Source organism: Variovorax ureilyticus (assembly GCF_050632185.1).
In the GTDB taxonomy this organism is placed as follows: Bacteria; Pseudomonadota; Gammaproteobacteria; order Burkholderiales; family Burkholderiaceae_C; genus Variovorax; species Variovorax ureilyticus_A.
The window spans coordinates 4,339,621-4,355,180 of the sequence record NZ_CP192579.1 but is presented as its reverse complement, the minus strand read 5'-3'; the positions used below and the strand labels follow the sequence as shown (position 1 = coordinate 4,355,180).

Below are 15,560 nucleotides of genomic sequence, written 5' to 3'. Positions count from 1 at the left end.
GTACGTGAACGTACACGTTCTGGTAAGATCGAGGCATGACCGACGCGAAGGGCTCCATCACCGTCCGCGAAGCCGCCGACCGGCTGGGCGTGACGCCGCGCACCCTCAAGTACTACGAGGAACTCGGTCTCGTGGTACCCGGTCGCAGCGAAGGGCGCTACCGCCTCTACGAACCCGCCGACCTCGAGAAGCTCGCGCGTGTGCTGCGCATGCGCTCGCTGGGCTTTTCGCTCACGGCGATCACCGCCATGCTCCAGCAGCCGTTCGAGGCGCCGGCCGACGGCGGCCGGCCACGGCTTTCCAGCCAGTCGCTCAAGACGCTGAAGACCACGCTCACCGCGCAGCTCGAAACGCTGGACAACCGTGTCGCGCAGGTCAGGCGCGAACTCAAGGAGGCGGCCGCCATGCAGGCGCAGTTGCGCCGCGACCTCGACTACGTGGAACGCCGGCTCAACGGTGAATCGGTCGAGGCGATCCTCGAGGAGCGCAAGCGCGAAATGCCTGCACGCAAGGCCGAGCTGCGCAAGTCCATGCCCTCATGAGCACGCCGCTTTCCGCATTGCCGCAGCGCGGCATCGCCGTCGCGGCGCTGGCGCCGTGGGTGATCGGCGTCGTCACCGGCATCGACTATTTCGACAACGCGCTGTTCGCCTTCTTCGCGAGCTACATCGCGGGCGGCGTGAGCGCCTCGGCCGACGAGCTGGTCTGGGCTTCCAGCGCGTATGCGCTCGGCGCGGTGCTCGGCATCCTCCTGCAGCACGCGTGGGTGGAGCGCATCGGCTACCGGCGCTATCTCGCGATCTCCATGTTCGCCTTCGCGGCCGGCGGCATCTTCGCGGCGCTCAGCGACACCTCGATGCAGCTCATGCTGGCGCGCGGCTTCCAGGGCTACTTCGTCGGGCCGATGCTCGGCGCGTGCCGCATCCTGATCCAGATCGGCATCCCGCTGCAGCGGCGCGCGAAGTCGTTGCGGGCCTTCATGGCGCTCATCATCTTCAGCGGCGCACTCGCGCCCGTCATCGGCGCGTGGCTGGTCACGCATTTCGAATGGCGCTCGCTGTTCTTCTGCACCGCGCCGGTCGCGGTGCTCACCGGCGCGCTGGCGTTGTGGACGCTGCCCGACATCGGCGACGTCGCACCGCACCAGCGCACCGAGCCGCACTACGTGGCCTACATCGTCTTCGCCCTTGCGCAGGCCGCGCTGCAGCTCGTGCTCACGCGCGCGCACTTCGAGCTCTTCTCGGGCTCGCCAACGCTCATCGGCCTCGCGGTCGCGGGCATCGCGGGGCTCGGCTGGTTCGGCTACCACCAGTGGCAGCATCCCGCGCCGCTGGTGCGGCTTCAGGGGCTTCGGGTGGCGAGCTTCCAGGTCGGGCTCGCGCTCTACGTCGTCTATTACTGCCTCTCCACCGGCTTCAGCTACCTGCTGCCGCGCATGATGGAAGGCGGCCTGGGCTTCACCGTCGGCGACACCGGCTACTTCACCGGCGTGATGTCGCTCGCGGGCGGGCTGATGATGTTCGTCTACACGAAGTTCTCGTCGCGCGTCACGCGCAAGCGCTGGCTCGTGGTGCCGGGCTTCGTCATCGCCGCCGTGGCGGGCTTCTGGCTGGCCCGTATGTCGCCGCAGGCCGGGCGCGCGCAACTCGTGGTGCCGCTGCTGCTGCGCGGGCTGATGATGCTCTTCGTCATGCTGCCGGTGGCCGGCGTCACCTTCCGCGCCTTCAAGGGCGAGGACTTCGCGCACAGCTACCGCCTCAAGAACCTGCTGCGGCAGCTCGCGATCTCCTTCGCGACCGCGAGCGTCATCGCGCTGCAGCAGCACCGTGTCGCGCTGCACGAGACGCGCCTTGGCGAATCGGCCAACCTCGGCAACGCCACCTTCGTGCAGTCGCTCGACATGCTCACGCGCGGCTTCCAGGCCGCCGGCCATGCGGCGAGCGAGGCGCATGCGATGGCATTGGCATCGCTCTCGCGCATGCTCGAGCAGCAAGCCACCTTCATGGCCTCGCTCGACGGGTTCCAGGTGATGGCGGTGATCGCCATCGTCGCCGCGATCTACGCCGCGTCGCAGAAGGTGCTGGACTAGATCCGGCTCAGGCGGGTACGCGGAGTTTCGCGAGCTTCAGCAAGAGCTCTTCCGCCACGTCGTGCGCGCGGTGCGCCATCACCGCCACGGGATAGCTGCCGAGCCGGGTGCGCTCGTAGCTCACGGTCGCGAAGCGGAACTCGGTGCCAAGCGCCGCCGCCGCATCGCGCAGGCAATGGGCGATCGACTGCAGGCCCTCGCGCGCGTAGCGCTGCGTTCCGTCGCCGATGCCGACAGAGGCGACAAAGTTCTTCTCTCCGAGTTTGCTGATCTCGACTTCGGGCTGCATGTCACTTCCAGGTCGCTTCTTCTTGGGGGGCCCGTCAGGGCAACCCACGAAGATACAAACACTCGCCGCGCTGCGCCATCACCGAAAACCGTGATCCGGTGCCGAAGAACTTCGCACGACACCCTGTTTTCCGGCTTCGTTCCTGCCGATAGAACGGAGTGACCACGACTGCCGCCAGCGACGCGAGCTACCGGATCCTCATGCGCGAAGGGTGCAGGGTCGTCTACGGCCATATGCCGCTGCCGGAATTCCTCGCGCTGGTGCGGCAGGCGAGCGACGACGAAGTGCTCCACGCCGGCACCGCCCGCATGCTGGGCGCGACCGCCGTCATCGGCCTGCCCGGCGCGCTCGCGCGCCTGCGCCGGCGCGAAACCCCGGCGGCCGTCGAGCGCGTGCGCGCCCAACTCGGCCGCGCCGCGCTGCGGCTCGACCCCGACGCGCTGCGCTGGCTGGCGGCGGGCGAGCATGGACCGGCCTGCCTCGCGCTCTTCCTGCTGCTGACCGGTGTGCGTCCACGCCACTACCGCGGTACGCTGCGCGACTTTCCGCGCGATGCCGGCGCCTTCCGGCGCTGCCGTCTGCTGATCGAACAGGTGCCGTCGCTGCGGCAGGCGCTCGCGGTGCTGGCCGAGCGCGTGTCCGAACCCGGCGTGGCCGAATGGGCCGCGCTCGCGCAGTCGTGGGACGACATCTGCGCCCATATGGACTACGAGGCGCCGGACTGGCGCTACGGCGCCGCCGGGGCGTCCGGTACCACCGCAGTGCTTGCGTGCTTTCGGGAGCTGGAGGCGGCCTGAGCGCCCGACCGGCTACAGTGCCGTGCGCTTCGCCTCCATCCGACAACAACCAAGACAAATGCCATCCACAGCCCGGGCGTCCGGCACTCGCGCGGACGCCCACTCCGCCGTCGCTCCCGCACAGACGCCTGCCCGCCAGGTGCTGCTCGGCCTGAGCCTGATCCTCATCGCCTTCAACCTGCGCCCGGTGTTCGGCAGCCTGTCGGTCCTGCTGCCCGAGGTCATGAAGGACACCGGCCTCGGCGCCTCCGGCGCGAGCCTGCTCACCACGCTGCCGCTGCTGTGCCTCGGCATCTTCGCGGCGCCGGCACCGGCGCTGGCGCGGCGCTTCGGGCCCGAGCGCACGCTGCTCGGGGCGCTTGTCCTGATCTGCATCGGCACGCTGCTGCGCGGCACCGGCAACCTCCCGGTGCTCTTCGTCTCGTCGGCGCTGGCCGGCGCGGGCATCGCGGTCGGCAACGTGCTGCTGCCCGGCCTCGTCAAGCGCGACTTTTCGAGCCGCGCGGCGATGATGACCGGCTTCTACACCCTCGCCGTCTGCGCCGGTGCATCGAGCGCCGCCGCCTTCACCGTGCCGCTGAACCACCTCTTGGACGGCGCGTGGACCGCCGCGCTCGCCTTCTGGGCGCTGCCCGCCGGCTTCGTCGTGCTGCTGTGGGCGCCGCAGGCGCTCGCCGCGCGCCCGCGAGCGACCGCGCCGAGCGCCCACGTCGGCAGCCTCTGGCGCGACCCGCTCGCGTGGCAGGTCACCGGCTTCATGGGCCTGCAGTCCTCGCTCGCCTACATCGTCATGGGATGGCTCTCGCCAATCCTGCGCGAGCGCGGCCTCGACAGCCAGACCGCTGGCTACGTGCTGGCCGTCTCCATCCTCGTGCAACTCGGCACCTGCCTCGTCACACCCTCGATCGCCGCGCGGTGCCGCGACCAGCGCGGGCTGGCGCTCGGGCTCACGGTGCTCATCCTCGTCTCGCTGCTGGCCTTCCTCTTCGCGCCGCTCGACAGCGTCTGGCTGTGGACCGTGCTGCTCGGCCTGGGGCAGGGCGGGGCGTTCGCGCTGGCACTGGCGCTGATCGTCATGCGCTCGCCCGACGCCAGCGTCACCGCGCAACTGTCGGCCATGGCCCAGGGCTGCGGCTACGTGCTGGCCTCCGCCGGCCCGCTCGTCGCGGGACTCCTGCGCGGCTGGACCGGCGGCTTCGAGAGTTCCGCCGCGCTGATGGTCGTCCTCGGCGTCGGCATGGCCTGGTGCGGCTGGGGCGCGGGGCGGCGGATGACGGTGCTGCAAGCCCGCCACGCCTGAAAACGCGAAGCCGGCTCAGGCCGGGAGATCGAAGGCCTCGCGGAACGCCGCGCAGAACGCCGGCGTGCCGCTCATCGACAGCGTGACCGTGCGCCGGGGCGTGTCGGCCTCCTGCGTTTCCTGCAGGTCGTAGTCCCACTCGCTGCCGTCTTCCACCGGGCCGCGCCGGCCGGCGAAGGCGTCCTGCGCCCAGGCGAGCACCTGTTCCACCTCGGCATGCACCGCGGCGAGCTGCTCCGGTCGAACGGTCGCCATGGCGTCGAACACGCCAATGCCTTCGGTGTCTTCGCTGTAGTCGAAGTCGAGAAAATCCAGGGTCATGCGGCGAAGCTACCTCAAGTCGGAGCGGCAGCCGGGTCACCCCGCCTGCACCGCCGCCAGCCAGAGCTGCGCACCCTGCAGTGGCGTCGACGTCCACGTCAGGTTGTAGGTGCCGGCAGCGGCGACCTGCTTCACCGCCACCGCGCACTGCACCAGCGCGCCGGCCGCCAGCACCGAATCGATCACCGTGAATCCGCTGTCGGGCACCGCCGTCTTGTCCCCATCGACACCCGCATCGCCCCACCACCACGCCACCAGCAGCGCGGGGCCCGTGGTGGTCACGCTGGCGCTCGTCAGCGGCTGGCCCGACAGCACCTCGCGCCACTTCACGTCGCGCACCAGCCCGCCGCCGGTGACCTCGACCACCGTCAGCGTCACCTCGTCGAGCGGGTCCGGCTTTGCCACCGTGACCGTGTGACCCGCCACCCCGCGCGCCTTCTCGCAGGCGAACAGCGCCGTTCCCGAGCGGGGGTAGAGCGTGTACGCGTGCGCCGAATCGCGCTGGACGAAGGCATTGCCCGCGTTGTCCGTCGGCGTCGCCGCAGCCGCCTGATTGCCCCGGCCGACGCAGACCAGCAGGCTGCTTCCGCTCGCGCGCGTCGACAGGCCCGAGACCGACAGCGCCGCGGCCGACGTGTTCATGCGGTTGAAATTCAGCCCGTGCGCGCCGAGCGCCGGCGCCCCTGATCCCGGCGGTGAAGTCGACGCGGGTGGCGGAGAAGCCGATGAAGAAGGCGGGGTCACCCCAGTGCCCGAGGTGGCGACAAACGCCACCCCGCCGCCGCTGCTGCCCCCGCCGCAGCCCGCGATCGTGGCACCGCCGGATGCCATGCCGGCCGCGACCACGGCGCACATGCGCTGCAGCAGTTCGCGACGCTCGTTCTGCGGCACAGTGGCCGCGCAGTCGGGAGATTCGTTCATGGAGGCTCTCCGAGTTCGCTCGACCCGCTATTCTGGGAGCAAACCCACGGCTCATGCACCTCGACCCCTTCACCCGCGTCAACGACCTGCCGTTCACCGCCTCGAAAGAGGACGTGCAGCGCCTGCACGGCACGCCCCTCAAGGCCGGCCGCAACGATGTCGGCCTGAACGAGCTCGACTACGGATCGGTCATCTACCGCTTTCAGGACTGCGGCCGGCTCGAAGAAATCACCATGCAGGCCGCCATCGTCATCGTCGGCCGCCGGTCCATCGGGTTCGATGCGCTCGCGTTCTTCATCCATGCCGAGGACGAAGACTGCTTCGAAAGAGCCGGCTTCCTCGTCTCGCCCCGGTTCGGCATCGCCTTCGACCCGAACGAGCCGTTCTGGGTCACGGCGCTCGCCGCGCACTGCGTGGATGAATGGCGGCGCCTGTAGTGCTGCCGCCGACTGACTATCGCGGTGCGGCAAGCGCCAGCGGAATCACCGTCTGCTCGTTGCCATAGCTGATCTCCAGCTTCACGCTCGCCGTGCCGCGCGGGAGCGCGAACAGCACCGCACCCTCCTTGGCCGAGCGGGCCGGCACCAGCTCGTTGAGATCGCTCTCCGGCGCCATCGGCACGCCATCGAGCGTCAGGCGAAACGACCGATCCCAGAAATTCGCGTCGTAGGCGTTGTTGTTCATCATGCGGATCTGGATACGCAACGCATCCTTCTCCGCCGTCTGCGGCGACAGCGTGGCCGACAGCAGCGTGAACGTGGCGGTGTCGAGCTTGTACTCGCGCAACTCGGGCAAGGCCACCGGATGGCTCGCCGCGGCGGGTGATGGCGAAGCCGGCGCAGCCGCCACGACCGGTGCGGCCGAAGCCGGCGAGGGCGCCGACGATGACCGCTGTTGCTGAGGCGCGGGCGCCGCAGGCGGCTGCGGCGACCCGATCCAGCCCACCTGCTTGAGCGCCACCAGCAGCCCCGCGAAAGCCGTCGTGGCCGCCGTCAGCGTGGCGATGAGCCCCGGCAAGGTCTGCCACCAGGACTTGGACTTCTCTTCGTCAGCCATGAAGGAACCTTCCTCGCGATGCCGATGGGCGACGAAGGATTCTCGTGCGGTGGGGGGCGGCTGTCACTCGGGGAGCTTCACAGCGCGTCCAGCCGATCGAGCAGGTGCAGCGAAGTGAGAGGCATCCCGCGCAACTCGAACAGTTGCGCCATGGTCTGCGCCGTATGCGCCGGGTTGTTCCAGCGCTTCCGCATCTGGCGCAAAGCGCCCAAGGCCTGGGCCGGGTGCAGTGTCAGCTGGTTGACGATGAACTGGTCCGGCGTCTGGAGATCGATGCAGTGCTTGCCGAGCACCTCGACCGGAAAGTCGTTCAGGTTGTTGGTGACGATGGCGTCTGCATGCCCAACGATCGCTGCAGCAAGCACATGGCGGTCGTTCGGGTCCGGCAACTGGAGGCTCTCCACGAAGACCTCGTAGCCCACCACCATGCAGTCCGGGATGGCCTCGCACATAGCGCGTGCCTTGTCACGGTTTGCCTGATCACTGTTTGGGAACTTTACCGCTCTCGCAGCGAGCCATTCGCGCTCGATATCAGCGCTCCACTTCGCCGCATACAGGCCCGCATGCGCCAGGCTCAGCAGTGCGTCGCATTGCAACTTGGCGAACAAGACATTCGCGTCCAGCAGCGCGGTATAGCGTGACGCCCCGGCCATCCGCTTAGGGCTCCTCGCCAAGCTGCGAGTCGATCTCGTGCATGCGACGCATCGCCGCCTCGCTGCGCGCCCGCTGCTCTTCCTGGTAGCGCACCAATTCCTCGAAATCGATGCGCCGATGGGTGTTGACCATGTGGCATTTCAGCCGCCCAGCGTCGATCTCCTTGATGACGAAAGGGCGCGACACATTGAGAAAGGCCGCGGCCTCCTGCGTGGTCATCTGAGCCTTCTGCGGAATCAGCAGCATCGGCTGGCGTAGCGCCATCTGCCGCAGCACGTCCGCGAAGAATCGCAGCGCCCGCGGCGGCAGATGCAGCACTGGCGCATCTTGACCTTCCTGCTCGATCGTGAGGTTCAGTTGCTTCGCGTTGGAGTGGTCGAGGGCGGCGATCAGCAGGGCGCGCGCGGTTGCTGCCATCTCCGCCTCCGCCTGCGTGGCGGGCTCCAGGATTTGCTGGCTCATGGAATCTTTCCTGCGGTTGCGATTGTGGGGTCGGGGTTTCCGAATACCCCCGTGGGGACATCGTGGGAATCCTACCTTAAACGCAATAAACGCAACGAAAGCAATAAACGAATCGCCATGCAGGCAGCGGCTGGTGGCTTTCATTCCGCCGCACAGGAGGGGCGGCTCGAGCAGTCAGAGCGAGCGCCAGATCTCGTCGTGGACCGACCCGGGCGCGAAGCTGTCCACGTACTTGTTGGCGATCTCCCAGAACTTCTGGTCGGCGAACATGCGCTGGCTGATCTCGTCATAGGTCGCCAGGTCCTTGTGCCGCGAAGTCCACCCGATGCGCTGGGGATTGCCGCCCACCGGCACCAGCACCTCGACGTCGAACCCATAGGTGGCCTTGATATGGGCGACGATTTCTTTCGAGAAGGCGAGCATGCTCGCGTTCTTGCCGGGCGCGATGCCGGCGGAGCGGAAGAAGGTAATCATCCGGGATCTCCTCCCGCCGAAGGGAGCGGCGGACTCCGGCACGGGATGTGCCGGGAGGCACTCTGCGCCTTGCGCGCGGAGCGGGGCTTGGGGAAAGCCTGATTGGAAATCGGCGAGCCGGCCGGCGACCGGCTCATGGGTGTGACAGCCCGGCTGCGGCGGCTGGTGCCGCGTGCTGCCAGGCTTACTTCGCGGCAGCTTGGCGGGCAGCCGTATCCGCGGTGCCGATCCAGCGGCTGATCTTGCCGCCCTTCAACGTGAACACATGGACCCACTCGCCGTCGAACGGCGTCCCGTTCGGCAGTGGCCTCACGCGCTCCCAGCCGAGCACCGTCACATGGTCCGGCCCTGCCAGGAATTCACGCGGCTCGAACTGCTGGATGTCGTCGTTCTGCGCCAGCATGACGAACCAGGCCTCTACCTCCTTCTTGCCGGTGAACTTGCCTCCATACGGAATGCCGGTGCTGGGGCTGGCGTGGAACCGCCACTCCACATCGTCGGTGAGCAAGGCCAGGATTCCCGGGATGTCGCGGCGTCCGAAAGCAGCGTAGGCCTGCTGGACAACTTCGGATGGGGTGCTCATTTGGCGTCCTCCATGCTGACGGCGGACATTGAAGTCTAGTCAGGGGTTGCTTCAATTCAACCTGTCGCTGGCCGGGCGGCCCCAATTTGCACCCGGTGCTCAGTGCTCTGATCGCGAGCCGGTCGCCGACCGGCTCTTGGGCGTAAAAGCCCGGTCGCGGCGGCTAGTGCCGCATGCTCTCCGGCGATCGCATCGACTTGAGCGCCGCGATGGCGCGTTCGACGCGCTGCTTGAACTCGGCGTCGGTGAGCAGCATCAGCTCGCGCGCTTTGGACGCATCGTCAATGCCTTGGATGCACGCGACGACGTGATAGGCCGCCCGCGCTGCCTTGATCTCGCGGATGGCTTGCATCGTGAGTTCGAAGGGGTCGGGCTTGGGCTCGCTGGGCGAGTCGTTGCGGGCGGGGGGATCGGTTGGGGGCGCGCGGGCGCGAAGGTAGGGTGGACCATCAATGGCCTCCAAGAGCTGCGGATTTACTAAAACCGCCGCCCTCGCTGTCAAACGATGGCGGCGACTCGAACGGGTTGACAGACCGGGCAGCTCTTGCGAGAACCGGCGAGCCTCGCGGCTCCCCGTCCGAGCCGCCAAAAAGGAGGCACGAACGACGAAGCCGCAGATCCACTGCGGGAAAACTGCGGCTTGCGTCGCAGAACTGCTTCAGGCTGTCAAACCCGGTCACGCCTTTGTTTGGCACGACGAGGAGGAGTATAGCGAGCGGGACGGCGGAGGTTTTGCCAAACACACGCGCTAAACCAACTCTTCTGGGGATTCCACTAACACTGCGCATGTACAGCTGAGGTTGCTGGCGCGCAGAATATGTGTCTGAAATCGACGGTCAAAAATTCTGACCGTCAATCACTAAGTTGCCAACGCCAAAAATGAAAAGAAATCAAATTGAAACCTTTTTCAGTCTGAGCAATTTGTACCTCGCATACCGGAAAGCAAAAGCTGAGGCGTTTTACGAAAACACTCATTTCCATGCTCTTAGGTTCACAAAATACGAGCAGAATCTGGACAAGAATCTAAAAATATTGCAACAGAGACTGCTCAATGTCAGTCAGAACTGGTTTCAGGATCTTTCATTTATTGGGGATTTCGCCTATCTTCCCAAATCTGTCGATTGCTCAGTTTGGGATTCGAAAGGAAGCGGCCATTTTAGAGCCCTTGATCCAAGACAGGATTGGGCAAGGCGATATTCGGAGAAGAAAAGCCCTGCTCAGGCATCGCTGCGGCTTGTCATTCGACCAACTATCGATTTTCAAATAGTCTCGGCGTTGTGGATATTGCATGTGGGCCATCTTTTTGATGCCGCCCTAGATCAACGAACGTCCTTTGGAAATCGTCTTCGCCGTTCCGGCGCGGCGGCTCGCGATGTGCGCGTTAGCGCAAACGGGCTCAATTTAACAACTCCCGGATTGTTTGCTCCGTATTTTTCAGCGTATCGACAATGGAGGGAGGGCGGGCTTGCAACTATGGAGACGGCATTGTCAAAAGGTGAAAGCATTTTGGCGATCACCATGGACATTGAGCGCTTCTATCATCGCGTGTCGCCAAAGTTTTTGCTTCGATCCTCATTTCTCGAGGCAATAGGTCTTACCTTGAGAAGTGAAGAACGTGAGTTCACCCGCGAACTCTTGCAGGCTATTGAAACTTGGTATGCGTCAACCCCTGATAGCCTGACTCGTCCCGAGGGCGCGATACCTGTTGGCCTTTCTTCCTCCAAAATAATTGCGAACGTCCTACTCGCTCAGTTTGATCGAGAGATCGTTGTGCGATCAAATCCGTTGTTTTATGGAAGGTATGTCGATGATTTGTTTCTTGTGCTCCGTGCACGAGAAGGAGACTTTGATGCGGACTCCGTCACAACTCGCTTGGCGATCGAACTGTCACCATATCTCATCCTCAAGAGAAATGCAGAGGAATCTCATTCGCTAAAATTAAATCTGCCGTACGCAAGAGATTCTGAATTAATTTTTGCCGGGAAAAAGCAAAAAATATTCGCGTTGGCTTCCGAGCACGGGTCAGATTTGGTCCGTCACATTAGAAATCAGATTCGAGAGCAGTCGAGCGAATATCGCCTTCTTCCTGAAGTCCCTGTGTCGGGGATTGACATGGCGTCTAGGGCACTCCTTGCGACACCTGATGCATCACTTCAAGTGGATGCTCTTCGCAAAGCGGATGCGGTTTCGGTGCGACGCCTCGGCTTCTCCTTATTGCTCAGCGATATTGAGACGTATGCGGCAGACTTGCGACCAACATCATGGAGAGACGTCAGGAAGGAATTTTATGGTCTGGTCCAACGCCATGTCCTTACGCCTGTCGGTTTTTTTGATTTCTTTAGCTACATTCCGCGCGTGTTTGGCTTGATGCTTGCGTGTGGCGATATTAAGGACGCCAAAGATCTCGCTGACGATCTAATTGACGTGGCGAAGCTTCTTGGTGAGACTACGACGTTAAAGTTTCAGAAAGAAGATTTTAATTTATGCCTTGAACAGTATGCCTCCGCTCTTCTGGAGGCAGGATTGAAAGCAGGTACCGCCAGAAAATTGACCTTGGATGCAGGTTATTTGGGGGTTATCCGGCGATTAAAGAGGTTAAGTCCACGCCTATCTGTTCCATCATCTGTTTCATCGCTGCAAAGTCTTGTCAAGCAAGTGTTGCTTGCTGATTGGGGAAGGCGACCCTACAAGGACTATTGGTTTATTGATCAACACGTCGATGAAAAGGGGCCTCGAATTCCTCGAGAAATTTCCGTTCGCAGGCAACTCCGCTTAGGGGGATTGCGTCGTTTCAGAAAGACGGCCACGAACTTGCATGTGCCACATTGGCCGGCGTTGGCATTTTCAACACGGCCGCTAAGGGTCGATGAAATCGCGTTAGTAGAACCTACGGTGCTTCACGATCAGGAGAAGCTTAAAGATGCAATCAAGCTTCTTCGAGGTGCGGGCGTGGCTTCGAAGTCTTCTCTAGGTTTTTTGTCAGGGCAAGATGACGATTCCATTTCGATGTTTCTGGCCCCTGGAAAAGCCAAAAATGAACTTCGAATCGCGGTGACAAGCGTGGAGACGACAGATAAACAGTGGGAGCTGGCCGCATCAAATAGACATGATCGTTCGCTTAATCGTTACATGGCGTTTAATGAACTGATGAATCGAATTTTGAAGGAGCCTAAGCGGCCCGACTATATCGTCCTACCGGAGCTTAGCGTTCCACTGCGCTGGGCGCTTCGTGCGGCTCGAAAGTTGGCAGATAACGGCGTTTCATTTCTCGCCGGTGTTGAATACACCCGAGATAGGATGACGCGAAAACTTCGGAACGATTGCCTCGTCTCGTTGACCACGAGATGGCCAGGGTATGCGAGCAATATCGTTGTCCTTCAGCCAAAATTTGAGCCTGCCCATGGAGAGCGGGTTTTGCTTAAAAAGACGCTCCGAAAGGACGGGGTGTTTTTTAAGCCAACCGGCCTTATGGCTCGACCGGTGGTCTATGGTCATAAGGGGTTTTATTTTTCATCTCTTGTTTGTAGCGATTTAACGAACATAACTCATCGGCATCATCTGAGGGGTAAAGTTGATGCATTGTTTGCGCTGGAATGGAACCCAGATACGAAGACATTTTCAGCATTGGTTGAAGCGACTGCCACTGACATGCATGCCTTCGTCGTTCAGGCAAATAACCGTCGATTTGGCGATAGCCGGATTCGATCTCCCGCAAATAACGACTACGAAAGGGATGTCGTTCAAGTAAAGGGAGGTATCGCCGACTATTACGTTCTTGGTGGAGTTGACTATCAACGATTGAGGCTGGAGCAGCGAAGGCGTCCGAAAAAATCTTTGTTCAAGCCAACGCCGATTGGCTATGTTCAAGCGGCGTGGCGCAAGCCGAAGCGTAAGTCGTGACGGGCGGTGGTAGCTTCAATTTGCTCCCGTTCAACCTGAGGAGCCCGGTATTTCGGTACTTCCACCCAACGCCTTGGACACGGCAACCAACCCCAACGCCAACCGACTCGAGCTCTCCGTGTAATCCCTCTGCGCCTGCAGCCACGTCCGCTCCGCATCGAGCTGCACCAGAAAGTCCGTCAACCCATGCTCATACCGCACGCGCGCAAGTTGCAGCGCGTCGCGGCTGCTGCGTTCCTTCACCGCCAGTTGCGCGTTGCGGCGGCGCTCAGCGGTGTACGCGCTCAGCGCGTCGTCGATCTCGTGCCATGCCTTCAGCACGGTCTGCTGGTAGGCCACGGCGGCTTCCTGCTGTTGCAGTTCGCGCAGTTCCACGGTGGCGCGGCGGCGGCCGTTGTCGAAGAGGGGCAGTTGCAGGCTCGGCCCGATGGACCAGGTGCGGCTGCCCCAGTCGGTAAAGCTGTCGCCGTTGACGGATTCGAGGCCGAACTTCGCGCCGATGGTGACGCGCGGGTACAGGTCGGCCACGGCAACGCCGATGTTGGCGGTGGCGGCATGCAGTTGGGCCTGCGCCATCTGGATGTCGGGCCGACGCAGCGCCATGTCCGACGGCACGCCGAGCGAGAGGTCGGGCAGTGCGGCCACCGTCGCCGCGTCGCCTTGCAGCGGCGCGAGTTGCGATTGCAGCGCGCCGGGCCGTTCGCCGAGCAGCAGGGTGATCTGGTTGGTGGCCTGCGCTTCCTGCGTGAGCAGTTGCGGCAGGCGCGCGCGCAGGTCGGCGGCTTGCGCGTTCTGGCGCGCGACGTCGAGGTCGGTGGTGAGTCCGCCGTCGGCGCGGGCCTTGACGAGCGCCAGCGTTTCCTCGGATGCCGCGATGTCCTCGCGCGCGAGCTGGATCTGGCGTTGCACCGCGCGCAGCTCGAAGTAGTGCCGCGCGACTTCGGCCTGCACGCTGAGCTGCACCTGCGCCAGCATGGCTTGCGATGCGGCCATGCCGGCATCGGCGGATTCGACGGCACGGCGCACGCGGCCCCACAGGTCGAGCTCCCACGAGGCGTCGAAGCCGGCCTGGTAGAAGTTGTGCGGCTCGCTCAGGATCTGGAGCAGTTGCGCGCTGTTGGCCGGGTTGATGGCGCCGATCAGGCGCGAGGTCTCGCCACTCTCGCTCAGCCGCAGCCGCGAGACGCCCGCACTGGCGTTGACCTGGATGCCTTTCTGCGATTCAACGATGCCGCGTTGCGCGCGGCTTTGCGCGAAGCGCAGCGCAGCGGTCTGCAAGTCGTGGTTGGCTTCGAGCGCACGGGCCTGCAGCGCATCGAGCACCGGGTCGTTGAACATGCGCCAGCCCTGCGGCGCGGCACTCGCCGCGGGCGCGGTGCGCTGCGCATCGGCCAGCTCGGGCGATCCGCCGTGCCATGCCGTGAAGTCGGCCGGGGCTTCGGTGGCCTGCGGCTTGAAGTCGGGGCCGACCGCGCAGCCTGCGAGCATCGCGGCCGCGATCAGTGCGGCAACACCGGCGACGGCGGTGGTGTGGAAGCGTTCGGAGTTCTTCATGGCGTGCCCTTCGGTGTGCGGTTTCAGACGAGCCGATGTCTGAAGAGCCATGCGGCGAGCGGCAGCGTGACGGCCGCGATGATGAAAAGCGGAATGAGGTTGTGCCAGACGGTCAGCAGTCCGACCCCTTCGAGGTACACGCGCTGCACGAGGTCGATCGCGAAGCGCAGCGGGTTGGCGAACGTGGCGATCTGCAGCGCTTCGGGCATGTTGCTCACCGGCGTGGTGAGGCCCGACAGCAGCATCATCGGCATGATGAGAACGAAGGTGTAGAGCATCGCCTGCTGCATGTTGGCCGACACCGCCGAGATCGAAAGGCCGATGCCCACGCTCGCGATGGTGAAGGCCGAGAGCCCGACGTAGAGCGTGATGAGCGAGCCGGCCATCGGCACCCTGAACCACAGCAGCGTGATGAGCAGCACGATGGTGGATTGCACCAGCCCGATGAAGACCGGCGGCAGCGCCTTGCCGATCATGATCTCGGTGGGCGAAAGCGGCGTGACGAGCAACTGGTCGAAGGTGCCTTGCTCGCGTTCTCTCGCCACCGAGAGTGCGGTGAGCAGCAGGGTCTGGATCATGCTGAGCGCGGCGATCATGCCGGGCATGAAGTTCCAGCGCGTCTCCAGGTTGGGGTTGAACCAGGCGCGCGATTCGATGCGCACCGGCGCCTGCAGGCCGCCGTGCTGCTGTCGCCACTGGTCGTTGAAGGCGTTGACCACCGAGGCGACGAAGCCCGAGGCGGAGCCTGCTGTATTCGAGTTGCGCGCGTCGATGATCACCTGGATGGGCGCATCCTCGCCCGCGTTGAGCTGGCGCTCGAACTCGGGCCCGATCTGGATGACGACCAGCGCGTCCTGCCGGCTGACCAGCGGCCCGATCTGCTCGGGCGAGGTGAGCGTGGCGGCGCGCTTGAAGACGCCGGTGCCGTCGAGTTTGGCGATGAGCGCGGTCGATGCGCCGCTGCGGCTCTGGTCGAGCAGCGCGTAGTCGACGTGCGTCAGGTCGTAGGTGGCCGCGTAGCCGAAGAGCAGGCTTTGCATCAGGGCCGGCACGACGAGGATCACGCGGCTCGACGGGTCCTTGAGAATCGCGAGCAGCTCCTTGCGGCACAGGTGCGCCACGCGCCGCAGGAAGTCGATGAATGAACCGTTCATGCTTGT

Annotated in this window: 17 protein-coding genes; 6 read left to right on the top strand and 11 right to left on the bottom strand. The window is 64.1% G+C overall.

What is annotated here, in order from left to right; all coding sequences use genetic code 11:
• Positions 1–35: 35 nt before the first annotated feature.
• Positions 36–542: a MerR family transcriptional regulator gene (locus ACQ858_RS21585; protein ID WP_431274569.1), complete on the top strand. Its 507-nt coding sequence runs from the start codon at positions 36–38 to the stop codon at positions 540–542.
• Entirely contained in the window at positions 539–2,089 is a 1,551-nt protein-coding gene (locus tag ACQ858_RS21580; RefSeq protein WP_431274568.1) for an MFS transporter, read from the top strand. The genes ACQ858_RS21585 and ACQ858_RS21580 overlap by 4 nt, the downstream gene beginning before the upstream one ends.
• Positions 2,090–2,096: 7 nt before the next feature.
• On the opposite strand, the gene ACQ858_RS21575 is transcribed toward ACQ858_RS21580, so the two are convergent.
• Positions 2,097–2,378: a hypothetical protein gene (locus tag ACQ858_RS21575; protein WP_431274567.1), complete on the bottom strand. Its 282-nt coding sequence runs from the start codon at positions 2,376–2,378 to the stop codon at positions 2,097–2,099.
• A gap of 158 nt (positions 2,379–2,536) precedes the next feature.
• Here ACQ858_RS21575 and ACQ858_RS21570 point away from each other — a divergent pair, with 158 nt between their 5' ends.
• Together ACQ858_RS21570 and ACQ858_RS21565 are read left to right on the top strand one after the other, a co-directional pair.
• Entirely contained in the window at positions 2,537–3,175 is a 639-nt protein-coding gene (locus ACQ858_RS21570) for a hypothetical protein (protein ID WP_431274566.1), read from the top strand.
• A gap of 58 nt (positions 3,176–3,233) precedes the next feature.
• On the top strand, positions 3,234–4,475 hold the full coding sequence (locus ACQ858_RS21565; protein ID WP_431274565.1) for a CynX/NimT family MFS transporter: 1,242 nt from the start codon (positions 3,234–3,236) through the stop codon (positions 4,473–4,475).
• A 15-nt stretch (positions 4,476–4,490) separates the two neighbouring features.
• Here ACQ858_RS21565 and ACQ858_RS21560 read toward each other — a convergent pair whose 3' ends face one another.
• Together ACQ858_RS21560 and ACQ858_RS21555 are read right to left on the bottom strand one after the other, a co-directional pair.
• Positions 4,491–4,796: a hypothetical protein gene (locus tag ACQ858_RS21560; protein WP_431274564.1), complete on the bottom strand. Its 306-nt coding sequence runs from the start codon at positions 4,794–4,796 to the stop codon at positions 4,491–4,493.
• Between the two features lie 36 nt (positions 4,797–4,832).
• Positions 4,833–5,717 (bottom strand): hypothetical protein, encoded by an 885-nt coding sequence (locus tag ACQ858_RS21555; protein WP_431274563.1) that lies wholly within the window; start codon positions 5,715–5,717, stop codon positions 4,833–4,835.
• A gap of 53 nt (positions 5,718–5,770) precedes the next feature.
• Here ACQ858_RS21555 and ACQ858_RS21550 point away from each other — a divergent pair, with 53 nt between their 5' ends.
• On the top strand, positions 5,771–6,154 hold the full coding sequence (locus tag ACQ858_RS21550) for a hypothetical protein (RefSeq protein WP_431274562.1): 384 nt from the start codon (positions 5,771–5,773) through the stop codon (positions 6,152–6,154).
• 16 nt (positions 6,155–6,170) lie between these two features.
• Here ACQ858_RS21550 and ACQ858_RS21545 read toward each other — a convergent pair whose 3' ends face one another.
• The 6 genes from ACQ858_RS21545 to ACQ858_RS21520 all read right to left on the bottom strand — a co-directional run bounded on the left by ACQ858_RS21545 (position 6,171) and on the right by ACQ858_RS21520 (position 9,298).
• Positions 6,171–6,773 carry a hypothetical protein gene (locus ACQ858_RS21545; RefSeq protein ID WP_431274561.1) on the bottom strand — a complete coding sequence of 201 codons (603 nt, stop codon included), beginning with the start codon at positions 6,771–6,773 and terminating at the stop codon, positions 6,171–6,173.
• Positions 6,774–6,850: 77 nt separating this feature from the next.
• Complete coding sequence (locus ACQ858_RS21540; protein WP_431274560.1) at positions 6,851–7,426, bottom strand: PIN domain-containing protein; 576 nt, start codon at positions 7,424–7,426, stop codon at positions 6,851–6,853.
• Positions 7,427–7,430: 4 nt separating this feature from the next.
• Positions 7,431–7,889: a helix-turn-helix domain-containing protein gene (locus ACQ858_RS21535; protein ID WP_431274559.1), complete on the bottom strand. Its 459-nt coding sequence runs from the start codon at positions 7,887–7,889 to the stop codon at positions 7,431–7,433.
• Between the two features lie 174 nt (positions 7,890–8,063).
• Positions 8,064–8,363 carry a hypothetical protein gene (locus ACQ858_RS21530; protein WP_431274558.1) on the bottom strand — a complete coding sequence of 100 codons (300 nt, stop codon included), beginning with the start codon at positions 8,361–8,363 and terminating at the stop codon, positions 8,064–8,066.
• Positions 8,364–8,547: 184 nt separating this feature from the next.
• On the bottom strand, positions 8,548–8,946 hold the full coding sequence (locus ACQ858_RS21525; RefSeq protein WP_431274557.1) for a nuclear transport factor 2 family protein: 399 nt from the start codon (positions 8,944–8,946) through the stop codon (positions 8,548–8,550).
• Positions 8,947–9,109: 163 nt separating this feature from the next.
• Positions 9,110–9,298: a hypothetical protein gene (locus ACQ858_RS21520; protein ID WP_431274556.1), complete on the bottom strand. Its 189-nt coding sequence runs from the start codon at positions 9,296–9,298 to the stop codon at positions 9,110–9,112.
• 527 nt (positions 9,299–9,825) lie between these two features.
• Between ACQ858_RS21520 and ACQ858_RS21515 the strand changes: the two genes are divergently transcribed.
• The gene (locus tag ACQ858_RS21515; protein WP_431274555.1) at positions 9,826–12,846 is read left to right on the top strand and encodes an RNA-directed DNA polymerase; all 3,021 of its coding nucleotides are present in this window, start codon (positions 9,826–9,828) and stop codon (positions 12,844–12,846) included.
• Positions 12,847–12,876: 30 nt separating this feature from the next.
• On the opposite strand, the gene ACQ858_RS21510 is transcribed toward ACQ858_RS21515, so the two are convergent.
• Positions 12,877–14,400: an efflux transporter outer membrane subunit gene (locus tag ACQ858_RS21510; protein WP_431274554.1), complete on the bottom strand. Its 1,524-nt coding sequence runs from the start codon at positions 14,398–14,400 to the stop codon at positions 12,877–12,879.
• Positions 14,401–14,423: 23 nt separating this feature from the next.
• Positions 14,424–15,554, bottom strand: a complete 1,131-nt coding sequence (locus ACQ858_RS21505; protein WP_431274553.1) for an ABC transporter permease — start codon at positions 15,552–15,554, stop codon at positions 14,424–14,426.
• Between the last annotated feature and the right edge of the window lie 6 nt (positions 15,555–15,560).